Here is a 14,731-nt window from a genome sequence, read left to right as displayed (position 1 = left end):
CCTCTAACCTGCTCTTCACCAAGCAGGGCGCAAATTACGCGCAACGAGACGTTTGAGGGGGTCGAGAACGATGCGTAGCACCGAATGGACCTGACAAATGTTCCGGTCACGTATCCGATTTCGACTTCAGCATTCAGAGGAGGGCGGAGCAGTGCGCAGCACCGAATGGACCTGAGCGGTGTTCCTCATCTGCCGGGAGCGGTAGGCTGCCTGTCAGCGCATGGTGATCGTGAGCGACAGGTGATGCCGGTTGAGCCGCACGGCGGACGGTCGAAGAGCTGTCGAACCGCGCCTGCGTGCGCTCGTGTTCACTTTGGTCGCGTGCGCGACGGTGGTCGCGCTCGTTGCCCTCTTCTCGACCCGGAAGCAGCTCCCGAATTCCGTCGGCAACATCGTCACCATCACGTCCCTGGTGGTGACGATCGCGCTGGCCACGGTCATCAAGACCCCCCTGCGGATCCGGTCGACCACGCTGGCGTTCGCCTGGGTCGAGACCGCAATCGTCATCGGGCTCGCCGTCGCACCGCCCTCCTGGGTGATCCTCGTGACGGGCATCGGTGTCGCCTTCGGGTCGGTGACCCGTCTGGCTCCCATCAAGATGGCGTTCGCCATCGCGAAGCACACATTGGTGGCCGGCGGCGCCACCGTCGCCATCCTGCTGATGGGGGACGCCTGGCCGCCACGCGAACCGCTCGGCATCGTCCTGCTGCTGGGCGTCGTCTACCTGGTCGCAGCACTGCTGGATGACGTTCTCGCGATGCCGGTCATCGCGCTCGCCTCGGGCACGCCGATCTCCCGCCAGTTCCGCGTCGACCTGGACCTGCGGGTCGCCGGCTTCGCCGTCCGGTTCGTGGTGGCCGCCTGCACCGTGCTCATCCTCCGGGCCGACCCCCGGCTGCTGCTGGCCGTGCCGCCGCTGGTGCTCAGCCTGCACCTCGCCTACTCGACGCGGGTCCGCACACGCACCGAGCAGCAGGCCTGGCAGCGGCTCGCCCGGGCCACCGACGCGCTCAACGTGGTCGACCTCGACCAGGTGCTGACCACCGCCGTCACCGAGGCCGCCGAGCTCTTCTCCGCCGACGAGGTCGAGATCGAGCTGCGCGACCGGGGGCGCACGGTCCGCGGCAACGCCGGCGGCATCGCGTACGACGGGGCGGCATCCGAGCCGAGCACGGTGAACGGCAGGGTCATGCCGGTCGCGCTGGAGGGGCACGACCGGGCGGTGGACCTCGGCGTGCTGCGACTGCGGTTCGCCGGGCCGGTCGAGCTGTCCGAGCGGGAGCAGTACACCCTGCGCACCTTCGCCTCGGCGCTCTGCACCGCCGTGCGCAACGCCCAGGCGTACGCCGAGCTGGCCCGGATCGCCGACGAGCACGCGTACGCCGCCACCCACGACGCGCTCACCGGGCTGTCCAACCGCCGGCACCTGCTCGACGAGGGCACCGAGCAGCTCACCAACCGGCACGCCGAAGGCGTCACCGCCCTGGTGCTGATCGACCTCAACCACTTCAAGGAGGTCAACGACACCCTGGGGCACGGCGCCGGGGACCGGGTGCTCACGCAGGTCGCCGACCGGCTGCGCGGCGCGGCCCGCCCCGACGACCTGGTGGCCCGCCTCGGCGGCGACGAGTTCGCCGTGCTGCTGCGCGGCCTGCCCGCCCCGGCGGTCGCCGCGCACCGGGCCGAGGCGCTGCTGACCGCGCTGCACGAGCCGCTCGACCTGGACGGCATGCGGATCAGCGTGGAGGCCAGCGGCGGCATCGCGGTCGCCCCGGCCAGCGGCGGCATGCCCGAGCTGCTGCGGCGCGCCGACGTGGCGATGTACCAGGCCAAGCGGGCCGGCCAGCGCATCGCCACCTATGCCCCGACCCGCGACACCGCCGACCTGGGCCGGCTCACCCTCGGTGGCGAGCTGCCCCGGGCGGTCGCCGACCACGAGTTCACCGTCAACTTCCAGCCGATCGTCGACCTGGGCAGCGGCGAGGTGATCGGCGCCGAGGCGCTGGCCCGCTGGCACCACCCCACGCACGGCATGATCGACCCGCTGCGCTTCATCGAGGCCGTCGAGCGCTCCGGGCTGCTGCCCGCCTTCGCCGAGGCGATCCTCGACCAGGCTCTCATCGCCGCCGGCTCGTGGCGGGACGCCGGCTTCGACCTGCCGGTCTCGGTCAACGTGTCGCCACGCAGTCTCCTCGACGCCCGCTTCCCCGGTGCGGTGCTGGCCCGGCTGCGGGCGCACGACCTGCCGCCGGACCGGCTCGTGCTGGAGCTGACCGAGACCCTGACGCTCAGCCAGCTCGACGTGGTCGACCGCGTGCTCAGCCGGCTCCGCGACTCCGGCGTACGGCTGGCCCTGGACGACTTCGGCACCGGCTACTCGTCGCTCTCGCTGCTCTCCCGGATCCCCGTGCACGAGCTGAAGATCGACCGGAGCTTCGTCACGGCGATGGAGAGCGCCGCCGAGGCCGCCGCGGTGATCCGCTCCACCCTGGACCTGGGCCGCAGCCTCGACCTGACCGTGGTGGCCGAGGGCGTGGAGAGCGAACCCCAGCGGCGGGCGCTCTGGGAGCTGGGCTGCGCCGCCGGGCAGGGCCACCTGTTCGCCCGGCCGCTGCCGTCCGGCACGCTGCTCGCCGCTCTCCAGCGGGGAGCCGGCGGTCGGCCCGGCGCCCTCGCGCCGCCGCTGCACGACGCCGGCGCGGTGATCCGCCTGCCCGGCCGCCGCACCGGCGGTAGCCGCAACCGCACCGCCACCCCCTGACCACCGCCGCCCACCAAGATCCGCGACGGCGGCGCCGTACCCGTCTGCCAGACTGGCCCGCGTGACCGCCGACGCCGACCGGACCGACCCCGCCCTCCGCCGCTGGCAGGCGGTCGACACCGCCGCCGGTGGCCTCGGCCTCGACCTGGGCCTCTACGCCGTCTCCGCGGTCTTCGCGGCGGTCACCGCCGCCACCTCCACGCTGCTGCCGCACCGTGCCTGGGGCACCCTCGCCACGATCGGCTACGCCCTGGCGGCGCTCGCCGCGACCGCCCAGCTCCTGGCCCGACGCCGGCGTCCGGGCACCCCCCTCGCGGCCCTGCCCGCCCGCTGGGCGGTCACCGGCTTCGCCTGGGCCACCACCGCCCTGCTGCCGGTGGTCACCCAGAGCATCCAGCGGGCCGGCGGCCGGACCGACCGGGCGCAGGAGGAGGTGGTGGTGGTGGAGCACGCCGGCGCGCGGCTCGCCGAGCACGGCACCCCCTACCTCGGGCACGACGCGATCGCCGCCCTGCCGCCCGGCGAGCAGCTGCTCGGCTACACCCCCTACCAGCCCGGGATGGCGCTGTTCGGGCTTCCCCGGGCCGCCGTCGACACCTGGTGGACCGACGCGCGGGTCTGGTTCGCCCTGGTCACCGCGCTCGTGCTGGCCGCCGCCGTGCGCGCCCTCCGGACCCCCGCCGGCCCCACGGCACCCCGGCGGGACGCCGCCGTGCTGCGCGCCGCCCAGGCCGCCACCGTCCTGCCCATCTGCGCGCTCACCCTCGCCACCGGCGGCGACGACCTGCCCGTACTCGCGCTCTGCCTCCTCGCCCTCGCCCTCGCCGCCGCCGGCCGGCCCGGCCGCGCGGGCCTGGCGGTCGGCGCGGCCGGCGCGTTGAAGCTCTTCGCCTGGCCGGTGGCGGTCGTGCTGGTCGGCTGGGCCGTCACCCGTCGGGCCGGCACGCGCACCGCCCTGGGGGCGCTCGGCCTGCCGGTCCTCGCGCTGCTCCCCGTGCTGCTGGTCGACCGCGACGCCCTGGTGGAGAACGTGCTGCGCTTCCCGCTCGGGCACGGACTGGTGACCAGCCCCGCGCAGTCCCCGTTCCCCGGCCACCTGATCGCGAGCGCGCTGCCCGCCGGCCGGCTGGTCGCCGCCGCGCTGCTGGCCGCCGTCGCGGTGGCGATCGCCGTCCGGCTGCTGCGCCGCCCGCCGCGCACCGCCGCCGCCACCGCGCTGATCTGCGGGTACGGGCTGCTCGCCGCGATCCTGCTGATGCCCTCGACCCGCTTCGGCTACCTGCTCTACCCGATCGCCCTGCTGGTCCTCGCCCCCGCCCTCGCCCCCGCCGAGCACCGCCCCGAGGTCGCCTCCGGACCGCCTTTCCCGGCAACTGGGCGGCGCGGCCCGGCCGGAGGGCGTAGACCTGAGGCATGACCACCTACCGCGACCGCGCCGAGGCCGGACGCATCCTCGCCGACCGGCTCGGCGACATAGCCGGACCCGACGTCATCGTCCTGGGGCTGGTCCGCGGCGGCGTACCCGTCGCCCGGGTGATCGCCGAACGGCTCGGCGCGCCGCTGGACGTGCTGGTGGTCCGCAAGCTCGGCATGCCCTGGGCGCCCGAGGTCGCCTACGGCGCGCTCGGCCCCGGCGGGGTGCAGGTGCTCAACGACATGATCGCCGACCGGATCGACCCGGACGAGCGCGCCGACGTGCGCCGCCGCGAGCAGGCCGAACTGGACCGCCGCGAGCAGCTCTACCGGGGTGACCGCCCCCAGCTCGACCTGACCGGGCGCACCGCCGTCATCGTCGACGACGGGCTGGCCACCGGCGCCACCGCCCGCGCCGCCGTGCAGGTGGCCCGGCACCTGGGCGCCGCCCGCGTGGTGGTGGCCGTCCCGGTCGGCTCCGACCAGGCGTACGAGATGCTCGCCGCCGAGGCCGACCAGGTGATCTCCGACCAGACCCCACCCGACTTCGCCGCCGTCGGGGCCTACTACGACGACTTCCACGAGGTCTCCGACGACGAGGTGACGCAGGCGCTCACCGCCACCGCGTGATTTCACCGGGTACCTTCGGTGTCATGCAGCTCACCTGTCCCAAATGCCACGGAGAGATGCGCCAGTACGAGCGCAGCGGAGTGATCATCGACCAGTGCGGCGAATGCCGCGGCATCTTCCTCGACCGCGGCGAACTCGAGAAGCTGTTCGAGGCCGAGGCGAACTGGAACCAGCAGCACGGCGCGCGGCAGGCCGCTCCGGCCGGAGGCGGCTACACCCCGCCCCCGCCCCCGCCGCCCGCCGCCGCTCCCCACCAGCCCGGCTACGGCGCCGTCCCCCCGCCGCCCCCGCCGCCGCCCGGCCACGGCTACGCGCAGCCCGCGTACGGCCAGCAGCACTACGGCTACCACGGCCACTACCGCCGGAAGAAGAGGCACCAGGGCTTCCTCGGCGAGCTCTTCGACTGACCGTCGCCACGCCGGGCCGGCGACGCACCGGCCCGGCGTCACCGCCGTGCCGAGTCCGCCACGCCGTGGCAGGCTGCACGACATGACGGCGATCCGGCAGCACGAGGCGCTGGCGCAGGCGTACGACGGCATCACCGCCGTCGTCACCCCACTCGACGACGCCGGCCTGCAACGACCCACCCGCTGCCGGGGTTGGCTCGTCGCCGACCTGCTCTTCCACGTGCTCTGCGACGCGCAACGGGCGCTCGTCGCCCTCGCCAGCCCGGCACCCGGCCCGGCCGACGTCGACGACGTCAGCTACTGGCGCGCGTTCAGCCCCGGCGGCGACGACGAGGCGAGCGTGAAGCACGCCTGGTGGGCCCGCCGCTCCGCCGCCGCCTTCGACCGGCCCAGCGGTGTGGTGCGCATCTGGTCCGACACCGCGCCCGCCGCCGCGCGGGCGGCCGCCGCCGTGGACCCCGACGGACACGTGACCACGCAGGGCCACGTGCTGCGCGTACCCGATTTCCTCGCCACCCTGACCACCGAGGCGGTCATCCACCACCTCGACCTGGTGGTGGACCTGCCCGACGCGCCGCTCCCCGCGGAGGCCCCCACCCGGGTGGCGGTGGCCACCGTGGACGGGCTGCTCCCCGACGACGCGGTCCGGCCGACCGGCTGGGACGACCGGGACTACCTCCTCAAGGCCACCGGCCGGCTCCCGCTCACCGACCGCGACCGGCTGGAGCTGGGGGAGGCCGCCGGCTGGTTCCCCCTGCTCGGCTGACCGCTCCGCCGCTGCGGGTCAGACGATGGCCATGTCGACGAAGCGGGACAGGTGCAGCTGCGCGGCCACCGTCACCGTGTCGGTCGGGCCATTCCTGTGCTTGGCGACAATGAAATCCGCCTCCCCGGCTCGCGGCGACTCCTTGTCGTAGTAGTCGTCGCGGTGCAGAAGCAGGACCACGTCGGCGTCCTGCTCGATCGAGCCAGATTCGCGCAAATCGGACAGCTGAGGTCGCTTGTCGGTGCGCTGCTCGGGGCCACGGTTCAGCTGGCTCACCGCGATCACCGGGCACTCGACCTCCTTGGCCAGCAGCTTCAGGCCACGGGACAGGTCCGCGACCTCCTGCTGCCGGCTCTCGGTGCGCTTCGGTGAGGTCATCAGCTGGAGGTAGTCGACCACGATCAGCTTGAGGTCGTGCTTCTGCTTGAGCCGACGCGCCTTGGCCCGGATCTCCATGAGGTTCATGCTCGGCGTGTCGTCGACGAAGAGCGGTGCCTCGCTGATCTCGCCCATGCACCGGGCGAGCTTGGTCCAGTCGTCGTCGGAGAGCTGGCCGCTGCGCAGCACGTGCAGCGGGACGCGCGCCTCGGCCGAGAGGAGTCGCATGACGATCTCGACCTTGCTCATTTCCAGCGAGAAGATCGCCGACGCCTGGTTGTAGCGGATAGCGGCATTCCGGGCAAAGTCCATAGATGCTGTACTTTTACCCAAGCCAGGCCGGCCGGCCACGATGATGAGCTGCCCCGGGTGCAGACCGTTGAGCAGGCGGTCGAGGTCGCTGAACCCGGTCGGCACCCCGGTCATCACGCCGCCCTGGGCGCCCACCGCCTCGATCTCGTCGAGGGTCGGCTGGAGCATGTCGGCCAGGACGGCGAAGTCCTCGCTGACCCGCTTCTCGGTCACCTCGTAGACGGCCTGCTGGGCGAGGTCGACGACGTCGTCGACGTCCCGGCTGCCGCCCTGACCGGTGCCGTAGCCGAGCTGGACGATCCGGGTGCCGGCCTCGACCAGCCGGCGGAGCACGGCCCGCTCGCCGACGATGCGGGCGTAGTAGGCCGCGTTGGCCGCGGTGGGGACGCTGGCGATCAGCGTGTGCAGGTAGGGCGCGCCGCCGATCCGGGCCAGGTCGCCGGAGTCGGCGAGCGCGGCGGCCACGGTGATCGGGTCGGCCGGCTCACCCCGGCCGTAGATGTCGAGGATCGCGTCGAAGATGGTGGCGTGCACCGGGCGGTAGAAGTCGTTCGACTTGAGGATCTCGACGACGTCGGCGATGGCGTCCTTGGAGAGCAGCATGCCGCCGAGGACGCACTGCTCGGCGGCCACGTCCTGAGGCGGGGTCTTCTCGAACTGGCCGTCCCGCTGCGCCGGCGGGGGTGGCTGCCCCCCGGCCCGCTCCGAGCGCGTCTCGTCGGTGACCGACACGGGTCCCCCCTTGCTGCGTCGGATCGGATCCAGCTTCGCCGCCGGGTGTGACAACTTCCGACGACCCTCCGGTCGATCGGGGGCCATCGCCCGGGCGGTCGGGGGACCACGATACGGAAGCCGAGGTCAGCCGCTCAACAGCACCGGTGGACGAGCCTCGGGACAACCTGTGGACGCCGGTGGACGGGCATGTGCGCAGGGTGTGCACAGGGTGTGGATAAGTGATGGGGAATTTCGGCTCGCTCGGCGCTGACCTGCGGTTCTTTAATCCCCACCCTGTGGACGGAAGATTTCGGGTCGAGCTTGGGCGCCTTTCGTCCCGTACTATCTCTGCGAACGGCTACACCTGGACAGCGGATTGCGCTATGGGTTGAGAAGGGTCACGCTCCGGCCGTGAGAAACCGGGACTGGGGAAGCGGGGAGGGCAGCCCGCGCGAACGCCGCCCGAGACCCTCCTGGGCCGCTCCCGCCGGTCCGCTCCCGATCGAGTCGTCCGCCCCCGAGAGCTACCGCACACCGAGCCGCCGGCGCGCCGTCGAGCGTGGCCAGGACGAGCCGGCCGAGACCTACCTTCCACGGTGGGCGCTGGAATCGGGGATCCGCCGGGCCGACGGCGGAGGCCGGCACGCCGCGCGCGACGACGAGGACGTGGAGCCGCCGTACTCGGGTGGGGGCTGGCGGGACGAGCCTGCCCGGCGCCGCTCGGACGACCGCCGCGACCTGCGCGCCATCGGCGCCGGCCCGGTGTCGGACCACACCGCCGAGTGGACCATGGACACCCCGCAGGATCAGGGGTACGTGGGGAGCCGGCGGGCCGACGGGGTCGAGGGTGAGCCGGTGTCCGGGGTGGCCCCGCGGAGCCGGCCGCGTCGCGCGGCGACCCGGCGGCCGCAGGTGACCTGGTCGGGGCTGGAGGAGTCGCCCGCGTCGGGCGAGGACGGTGACCGGTGGGAGGCCGAGCGGCCGACCCGGCGGAGCCGGCGCGTGACGGCGGATTCGTGGTCACGGCCGGCGGTGGACCCGTGGGAGCGGGGCCGGGCGGCCGAGCCGGATCCGGTGGAGCAGCCGGCGGTCGACCCGTGGGACGCGTCGGGCGTGCACGCATGGGGTCGTCCCGCCGGCGCCGGCCGGTGGGAGCAGGCGGAGGGCCGCTGGGACCGAACGGAGCACACCGGCGAGTGGGACCGGTTCACGGACACCGGCACGTGGGACCGGCGTGCCGAGACCAGCGCGTGGGATCGGCGTCCCGGCACCGGCCAGTGGGACCGGCCCGATGACACCGGCCAGTGGGACCGGGTCCGGGAGACGGGTGCCTGGGACCGGTACGCGGAGGTCAACCCGTGGGACCGGACGGCGCCGCCGGTGCCGCGCCGGGAGGGTTGGGCGTCGCCGGAGCGGGCCGAGGCGTTCTGGTCCGGGACGCGGCTGGCCGGTGACGACCCGCGCTGGACGGAGACGCCGCCGTCGGCCCCTCGCTCGCCGATGGTCGCCTCCACCGCGCCCCGCCCGGCGCCCGCCCGGCGGCCGGTGGAACCGATGGCGGCAGGCCGGGCCGGCGCGCCGACGTTGCGGCGGCGGGTGGAGACGGTCGGCGGCTCGTGGGGGCGCCGGCTGGAGGACGACCTGCTCGACCCGGATCCGGGTGGGCCGCTGCGGCCCCTGGTCTACACGGCCGCGTGCTATCTGGTGCCGGCGTTGCTGCTGGTGGTCGGGCTGGTGTTCCTCGACGGGCAGCCTCCGGCGGGGTGCGTCACGGACATCACCGGGGGTGGTTGTGAGTCGCCGCGGGCGCACGCCGTCGCCTCGTTGGTGGCGGGGGCGCCGCGGTTCGGGTTGGCGCTGCTGAGCAGTCTCGTGGTGGCGGTGATGCTGCGTCGGGTCGGCACGACCTGGCGGTCGGCGACGGTGGCGTTGGCGGCGGCCGTGGTGGGCGGTGGGCTCTCCACCGTGGTGATCAGCGCGGTGACGGGCCAGCCGATCGGGTGACGCACGGCCGGGCGACTCCGGCCGGACATGCGGAAGGGCCCGCACCGGGTGTCGGTGCGGGCCCTTCCGTCGTGCTGTCGGGTGTCAGCCCTTGACCACGTTCAGGTCGAACTTGGCGGTCACCTCGGGGTGCAGCCGGATGCTGACCGGGTAGGCGCCGAGCGACTTGATGTGGCTGGGCAGCACCAGCCGGCGGCGGTCCAGGGTCGGGCCGCCGGCCGCCTTGACGGCGTCGACGATCTCGGCCGGGGTGACCGAGCCGAAGAGCCGGCCGCCGTCGCCGGCGCGGGCCTTCAGGTTGACCTTCAGACCCTCGACCTGGGCCTTGACCTCGTTGGCGTGGTCGAGGTCGCGGATCTCACGGGCCGCGCGGGCCCGCTGGATGACCGTGACCTGCTTCTCCGCGCCCTTGGTCCAGGCGATCGCGAAGCCCTGCGGCAGCAGGTAGTTACGGCCGTAGCCGTCCTTCACCTCGACGATGTCGCCCGGGGCACCGAGGCCGGACACCTCCTGAGTCAGGATGATCTTCATGTCGGTGCCTCCTCTCAGCGGGTCGTGGCCGTGTACGGCAGGAGCGCCATCTCGCGGGCGTTCTTGACCGCACGGGCGATCTGCCGCTGCTGCTGCGAGGTGACGCCGGTCACCCGCCGAGCGCGGATCTTGCCGCGGTCGGAGATGAACTTGCGCAGCAGCGCGGTGTCCTTGTAGTCGATGTAGGTGATCCCGTCCTTGTCGAGCGGGTTCACCTTCTTCTTCGGCTTGCGAAGTGCCGCAGCCTTGGCCATTGCTCTTGCTCCTGGTTTGCGATCGCGGGCGCTCGGCGCCATTAGAACGGGGGCTCCTCGTCGAAGTTTCCGCCGCCCGAACCACCGCGCGAGGGAGCCGGGGCAGCCGAGGCCCAGGGGTCGTCGAAGTTGCCTCCGCCGCCACCCTGGCCACCACCACCACCGAAGCCGCCACCGCCACCCGAGCGGGACATCTTCTGCACCTTCGCTGTGGCGTAGCGCAGCGACGGGCCGATCTCGTCGACCTCCAGCTCGATGACGGTGCGCTTCTCACCCTCGCGCGTCTCGTACGACCGCTGGCGCAGCCGGCCGGACACGATCACCCGGGCGCCGCGCTGCAGCGACTCGGCGACGTTCTCGGCGGCCTGCCGCCAGACCGTGCACGAGAGGAACAGCGGCTCGCCGTCCTTCCACTCGCCGGACGCCTTGTCCATGAAGCGGGGCGTCGAGGCGACGCGGAACTTGGCGACCGCCGCCCCGGAGGGGGTGAACCGCAACTCGGGGTCATCGGTCAGGTTGCCGATGACCGTGATGGTGGTGTCTCCTGCCATGACCATCTCCTCGCGCACTCATCTCTGTGCCCTACAGGCTCTCAGAGCCCTCCGACAGCGTCGATGAGGCTTGATCCGGACGTGCCGGGTCTAGATGCTCAGCGCATCTCCGGGCGGATGACCTTGGTGCGCAGCACCGACTCGTTGAGTCGGAGCTGACGGTCCAGCTCAGCCACGGCCTCCGGCGACGCCTGGAGGTCGATGACGGCGTAGATGCCCTCGGCCTTCTTGTTGATCTCGTACGCGAGGCGCCGGCGGCCCCACACGTCGGTCTTCTCCACCGAGCCACCCGCGGTCCGGATCACGTTCAGGTACGTGTCGAGCGACGGGGCGACGGTGCGCTCCTCGAGGCTGGGGTCGAGGATCACCATGACTTCGTAATGACGCAAGACGTGCTCACCTCCTGTGGGCTAAGCGGCCACGGTCCTTCCGTGGCAGGAGGTCGTGCGTCGTGGCCCGCGACCGGTGCCCGGGGGAACCCGGCCGGACGCGGACAACCGGACCAGGATACCCGGTCCGGACGATCATGCCGGGGCAGGTCGCCCCGGGCTCCGGAACGCGGCGACAGGGGCCCACCCCCGGCTCGCGTACCGGAAGGTGGACCCCTGTCCACGGGGCCGCGGGGCGTCCCGTCCGCATTCCTTGGGTGGGACCTGGGGAGGAACGACCACACCGATGAGGTTGGATCGAGGACGCCCCGCGGAGCTTTATCGTGTTGTTACCTGGTCTGACCATACAACGGCTCTCGTCACCTCTTGGGGGAAATGGAGGAATTCGCCGGACTGGTTCTGCGGCGGCCTTCAGGTGTGACGAGCGGATCCCGCCCCGTCGTGCCGGGCCGCACGGCGGGGCGTCCCGTTGCCGGGGGTCTCGGCTTCACCCGCACGCGCTGTGGACCCGCGTCCGGCCGGAGCGTCGACCATCGATCCCACCTCGGACAACGACCACCAAGCCGGGTGGTGACGCGATCCGTACCGCGGAACGCCCGCGCGCGGGAACCCCGGGCGTCGGAGGCGCGACGTAGGCTGCCCTGCATGCGAATCGGAGCCCACGTCGATCCGACCGACCCGCTGGCCGAGGCGGCCGCCCGGGACGCCGAGGCGGTGCAGTTCTTCCTCGCCGATCCCCAGGGCTGGAAGGCCCCGAAGCCGCGCGAGGACGCCGACCGCCTCCGGGCCGCCGACGTCGACCTCTACGTACACGCGCCGTACGTCATCAACGTGGCCACGCTGAACAACCGGATCCGCATCCCCAGCCGCAAGCTGCTGCTCGGCCACGCCGCCGCCGCGGCGGCGGTCGGCGCCCGCGGGCTGATCGTGCACGGCGGCCACGTCAACGCCGGTGACGACCTCACCGTCGGCTTCGACAACTGGCGGAAGACCTTCGCGTACGCGGCGGACTCGGGCGGCTTCCCGCTCCCGATCCTGATCGAGAACACCGCCGGCGGCGACAACGCCTGCGCCCGGCACCTCGACGCGCTGGCCCGGCTCTGGGACGCGCTCGGCGACTACGAGGTGGGCTTCTGCCTCGACACCTGCCACGCGCATGCCGGGGGCGAGGACCTGCTGGGGCTCGTCGACCGGGTGAAGGCCATCACCGGCCGGATCGACCTGATCCACGCGAACAACTCCAAGGGCGCGTTCAACTCCGGCCAGGACCGGCACGACAACCTCACCGGCGGCACGATCGACCCGGAGCTCGTGGTCGCGGTGATCCGGGCGGCGGGCGCGCCGGTGATCGTGGAGACCCCCGGCGGCACCGAGGGCCAGGCGGCCGACATCGCATTCCTGCGCGGGCAGCTGGGCCCGACCGCATGACCACCGAGCAGTCCGACGCGACCGGCGATCGGGCCGACAGCGACCCGGCGGCGGCCACCGGCGAGACCGCGTCCGGCGCGAAGCCGAAGGCGACGAAACGTCGAAAGGCTCCGAAGAAGGACGTCCCGGCGGGTGGGGCATCGTCGGACGGGACGGGGACCGACGGCGAAGCCGGGACCGACAGCCGTATCGGTGGCAAGGCCGGAAAGGCCGGCACGGACGGGAAGGCCGGCACGGACGGGAAGGCCGGCAAGGACGGGAAGACGGCGGGCGACGGCAAGGCCGGCACCGACGGAAGGGCCGCGACCGACAAGAGCGCGACCGACAAGGGCGCGACCGGAAGTCGGGCCGAGGCCGGCAGGGCCGGGGCTGACGGCAAGGGCGGCGAGAAGCCCGCCGATCCGTGGACGGCGTTCGGTCCGGCTCCCGATCCGGTGCTCACCCGGCCCCGGCGGGTGGTCCGCGCGGTGGGCCGGTTCCTGGTGCACGAGTGGACCCTGGCCGCCGTCGCCGCGCTGGCGCTGGCCGTGCTCATGACCTGGCCCACGCTGCGCTACCCGCGCTACACGCTGCCGCAGGACTACTGGGACCCGAGCCTCCAGGCGTGGCAGATGGCCTGGTCCGGCCACATCCTGCTGACCGACCCGGCGCAGCTGTGGACCTCGAACACGTTCTTCCCCGAGCCGTGGAGCTTCGCCTTCTCGGACACGCTGCTCGGCTATGCCCCGGCCGGCATGATCGGGGTCGGCCCCGGGGACGCCCTGCTGCGCTACAACATCATGTTCGTGCTGGCGCACGCCCTCGCCACGTTCGGGGCGTACGCGCTGGCGCGGCAGCTCGGCGCGGGCCGGATCGGCGGCGCGGTGGCCGGCGTCAGCTACGCCTACGCCCCATGGCTGCTGGCCCAGGCCGGGCACCTGCACATCATCTCCAACGGCGGCATCCCGCTGGCGCTGGCCATGCTGGCCCGCGGTCACGGCTGGTCGCTGCGGCACGGCTACCGGCCCCGGCGCCGGCACGCCGGCTGGGCGTTCGCGGGCTGGCTGGTGGCCGCCTGGCAGCTCAGCCTCGGCTTCGGCATCGGGCTGCCGTTCGCGTACCTGCTGGCCGGTGTCGTGCTGGTCTCGGCGCTCCTCTGGTTCGTGCGGCGGCGCCGGGTGAAGCGCCCGTTCGGCTGGCGGCTGTTCCTCGCCGACCTGCTCGGCGGGCTGGTGTTCGCCGCGGTGGGCGCGATGCTGGCCGTGCCGTACTTCAAGGTGGCGGAGCTGCACCCGAACGCCGCGCGGACGCTCGGCGAGATCCAGCTCTACTCGCCGCCGGCCAGCGGGTTCTTCACCGCCCCGGCGGAGTCGCGGATCTGGGGTGGGCTGCACGAGGGCGCCCGCGCCGTGCTGCCGTGGCACCCGGAGATGACGCTGCTACCCGGCTTCGTGCTCTACGCGCTGGCGGCCGGCGGGCTGTTCTTCTCGGTCTGGCGGGTGCGCCACCGGATCTTCCTGCTGGCCGGGGTGCTGGTGACGATGGCGCTGGCCATGGGCACCCGGTTCCTCGACGGCCGGTTCACCTACGTGCCGCTCTTCGAGCACCTGCCGGGCTGGAACGGGTTGCGCACGCCGGGCCGGATGATGCTCTGGACGACCCTTCTGCTCGGCCTGCTCGCGGCCGGCGCGGTCACCGCGTTCTGCGCCCGGGTACGCGAACTCGCCGCCGAGCGGGTCCCGGCCTGGCCGGGCCCGTGGCTGCGACTGGCCACCCTGGTGCCGCTGCTGCTGGTCCTCGTGGAGGGGTTGAACGTCACCCCGCACCCGGTCGTGCCGCAGCAGCCGGCGGTGCTGCGGACGGTCGACGGTCCGATGCTGGTGCTGCCGAGCAGCCAGAACCTGGACCAGCCGGTGATGCTCTGGTCGACCGACCGCTTCCAGCCGATGGTCAACGGCGGCAGCGGCTTCACCCCGAACGCCCAGGCTCAGGCGCGCGAGGCGACGGTCAGCTTCCCCGACTTTGGCAGCGTGGACTACCTGCGGAAACTGGGCGTGAAGAACGTGGTGGTGCTGCGCGACCGGCTCGGCGGCACCCCGTGGGAGGGGATGCTCGACCGGCCGGTCGACGGGCTGGGTGTGACCCGGGAGGAGGTCGGCGACGCCGTGGTGTTCCGGCTGTGACCTCTGTCGTCGGGGCACCAGCAGCCTGCGA

The 14,731-nt window shown here is 73.2% G+C and carries 13 protein-coding genes; 8 read left to right on the top strand and 5 right to left on the bottom strand.

Annotated elements, in window-relative coordinates; all coding sequences use genetic code 11:
* Positions 1-250: 250 nt before the first annotated feature.
* From GA0070214_RS18690 to GA0070214_RS18670, 5 genes are all read left to right on the top strand, one after another.
* Complete coding sequence (locus tag GA0070214_RS18690; RefSeq protein ID WP_377462928.1) at positions 251-2,761, top strand: putative bifunctional diguanylate cyclase/phosphodiesterase; 2,511 nt, start codon at positions 251-253, stop codon at positions 2,759-2,761.
* A 61-nt stretch (positions 2,762-2,822) separates the two neighbouring features.
* On the top strand, positions 2,823-4,178 hold the full coding sequence (locus tag GA0070214_RS18685; RefSeq protein ID WP_091265061.1) for a glycosyltransferase 87 family protein: 1,356 nt from the start codon (positions 2,823-2,825) through the stop codon (positions 4,176-4,178).
* Positions 4,175-4,804: a phosphoribosyltransferase gene (locus tag GA0070214_RS18680; RefSeq protein WP_091265058.1), complete on the top strand. Its 630-nt coding sequence runs from the start codon at positions 4,175-4,177 to the stop codon at positions 4,802-4,804. The genes GA0070214_RS18685 and GA0070214_RS18680 overlap by 4 nt, the downstream gene beginning before the upstream one ends.
* 23 nt (positions 4,805-4,827) lie before the next feature.
* The gene (locus GA0070214_RS18675) at positions 4,828-5,211 is read left to right on the top strand and encodes a TFIIB-type zinc ribbon-containing protein (RefSeq protein WP_091265055.1); all 384 of its coding nucleotides are present in this window, start codon (positions 4,828-4,830) and stop codon (positions 5,209-5,211) included.
* Positions 5,212-5,293: 82 nt separating this feature from the next.
* Complete coding sequence (locus GA0070214_RS18670) at positions 5,294-5,977, top strand: maleylpyruvate isomerase N-terminal domain-containing protein (RefSeq protein ID WP_091265051.1); 684 nt, start codon at positions 5,294-5,296, stop codon at positions 5,975-5,977.
* 18 nt (positions 5,978-5,995) lie between these two features.
* On the opposite strand, the gene dnaB is transcribed toward GA0070214_RS18670, so the two are convergent.
* Positions 5,996-7,399, bottom strand: a complete 1,404-nt coding sequence (gene dnaB / locus GA0070214_RS18665; protein WP_091265048.1) for a replicative DNA helicase — start codon at positions 7,397-7,399, stop codon at positions 5,996-5,998.
* A gap of 393 nt (positions 7,400-7,792) precedes the next feature.
* Here dnaB and GA0070214_RS18660 point away from each other — a divergent pair, with 393 nt between their 5' ends.
* The gene (locus tag GA0070214_RS18660; RefSeq protein ID WP_091265044.1) at positions 7,793-9,385 is read left to right on the top strand and encodes a hypothetical protein; all 1,593 of its coding nucleotides are present in this window, start codon (positions 7,793-7,795) and stop codon (positions 9,383-9,385) included.
* 84 nt (positions 9,386-9,469) lie between these two features.
* Here GA0070214_RS18660 and rplI read toward each other — a convergent pair whose 3' ends face one another.
* The 4 genes from rplI to rpsF form a co-directional block, all read right to left on the bottom strand.
* Positions 9,470-9,916: a 50S ribosomal protein L9 gene (rplI, locus tag GA0070214_RS18655; RefSeq protein ID WP_091265040.1), complete on the bottom strand. Its 447-nt coding sequence runs from the start codon at positions 9,914-9,916 to the stop codon at positions 9,470-9,472.
* Between the two features lie 14 nt (positions 9,917-9,930).
* Positions 9,931-10,170: a 30S ribosomal protein S18 gene (gene rpsR / locus GA0070214_RS18650; RefSeq protein WP_013289355.1), complete on the bottom strand. Its 240-nt coding sequence runs from the start codon at positions 10,168-10,170 to the stop codon at positions 9,931-9,933.
* Positions 10,171-10,211: 41 nt separating this feature from the next.
* Positions 10,212-10,739, bottom strand: coding sequence for a single-stranded DNA-binding protein (locus tag GA0070214_RS18645; RefSeq protein WP_198940427.1), 528 nt, complete (start codon positions 10,737-10,739; stop codon positions 10,212-10,214).
* Positions 10,740-10,819: 80 nt separating this feature from the next.
* Complete coding sequence (gene rpsF, locus GA0070214_RS18640) at positions 10,820-11,110, bottom strand: 30S ribosomal protein S6 (protein ID WP_046563719.1); 291 nt, start codon at positions 11,108-11,110, stop codon at positions 10,820-10,822.
* Between the two features lie 645 nt (positions 11,111-11,755).
* Between rpsF and GA0070214_RS18635 the strand changes: the two genes are divergently transcribed.
* Positions 11,756-12,538 carry a deoxyribonuclease IV gene (locus tag GA0070214_RS18635; protein ID WP_091265037.1) on the top strand — a complete coding sequence of 261 codons (783 nt, stop codon included), beginning with the start codon at positions 11,756-11,758 and terminating at the stop codon, positions 12,536-12,538.
* Positions 12,535-14,700, top strand: a complete 2,166-nt coding sequence (locus GA0070214_RS18630) for a hypothetical protein (RefSeq protein ID WP_091265034.1) — start codon at positions 12,535-12,537, stop codon at positions 14,698-14,700. The genes GA0070214_RS18635 and GA0070214_RS18630 overlap by 4 nt, the downstream gene beginning before the upstream one ends.
* Positions 14,701-14,731: the final 31 nt, after the last annotated feature.

Origin of the sequence: Micromonospora chaiyaphumensis (assembly GCF_900091435.1) — a bacterium.
Lineage (GTDB): Bacteria > Actinomycetota > Actinomycetes > Mycobacteriales > Micromonosporaceae > Micromonospora > Micromonospora chaiyaphumensis.
Note: the sequence above shows the minus strand (reverse complement) of the source record. Positions and strands in the feature narration are given on the sequence as shown.

Bases quoted from the DNA above. Each gene is read 5' to 3' on its own strand.
- GA0070214_RS18670 (WP_091265051.1), top strand. From the start codon at position 5,294: ATGACGGCGATCCGGCAGCACGAGGCGCTGGCGCAGGCGTACGACGGC.
- GA0070214_RS18635 (WP_091265037.1), top strand. From the start codon at position 11,756: ATGCGAATCGGAGCCCACGTCGATCCGACCGACCCGCTGGCCGAGGCG.
- GA0070214_RS18680 (WP_091265058.1), top strand. From the start codon at position 4,175: ATGACCACCTACCGCGACCGCGCCGAGGCCGGACGCATCCTCGCCGAC.
- GA0070214_RS18630 (WP_091265034.1), top strand. From the start codon at position 12,535: ATGACCACCGAGCAGTCCGACGCGACCGGCGATCGGGCCGACAGCGAC.
- rpsR (WP_013289355.1), bottom strand. From the start codon at position 10,170: ATGGCCAAGGCTGCGGCACTTCGCAAGCCGAAGAAGAAGGTGAACCCG.
- GA0070214_RS18675 (WP_091265055.1), top strand. From the start codon at position 4,828: ATGCAGCTCACCTGTCCCAAATGCCACGGAGAGATGCGCCAGTACGAG.
- rplI (WP_091265040.1), bottom strand. From the start codon at position 9,916: ATGAAGATCATCCTGACTCAGGAGGTGTCCGGCCTCGGTGCCCCGGGC.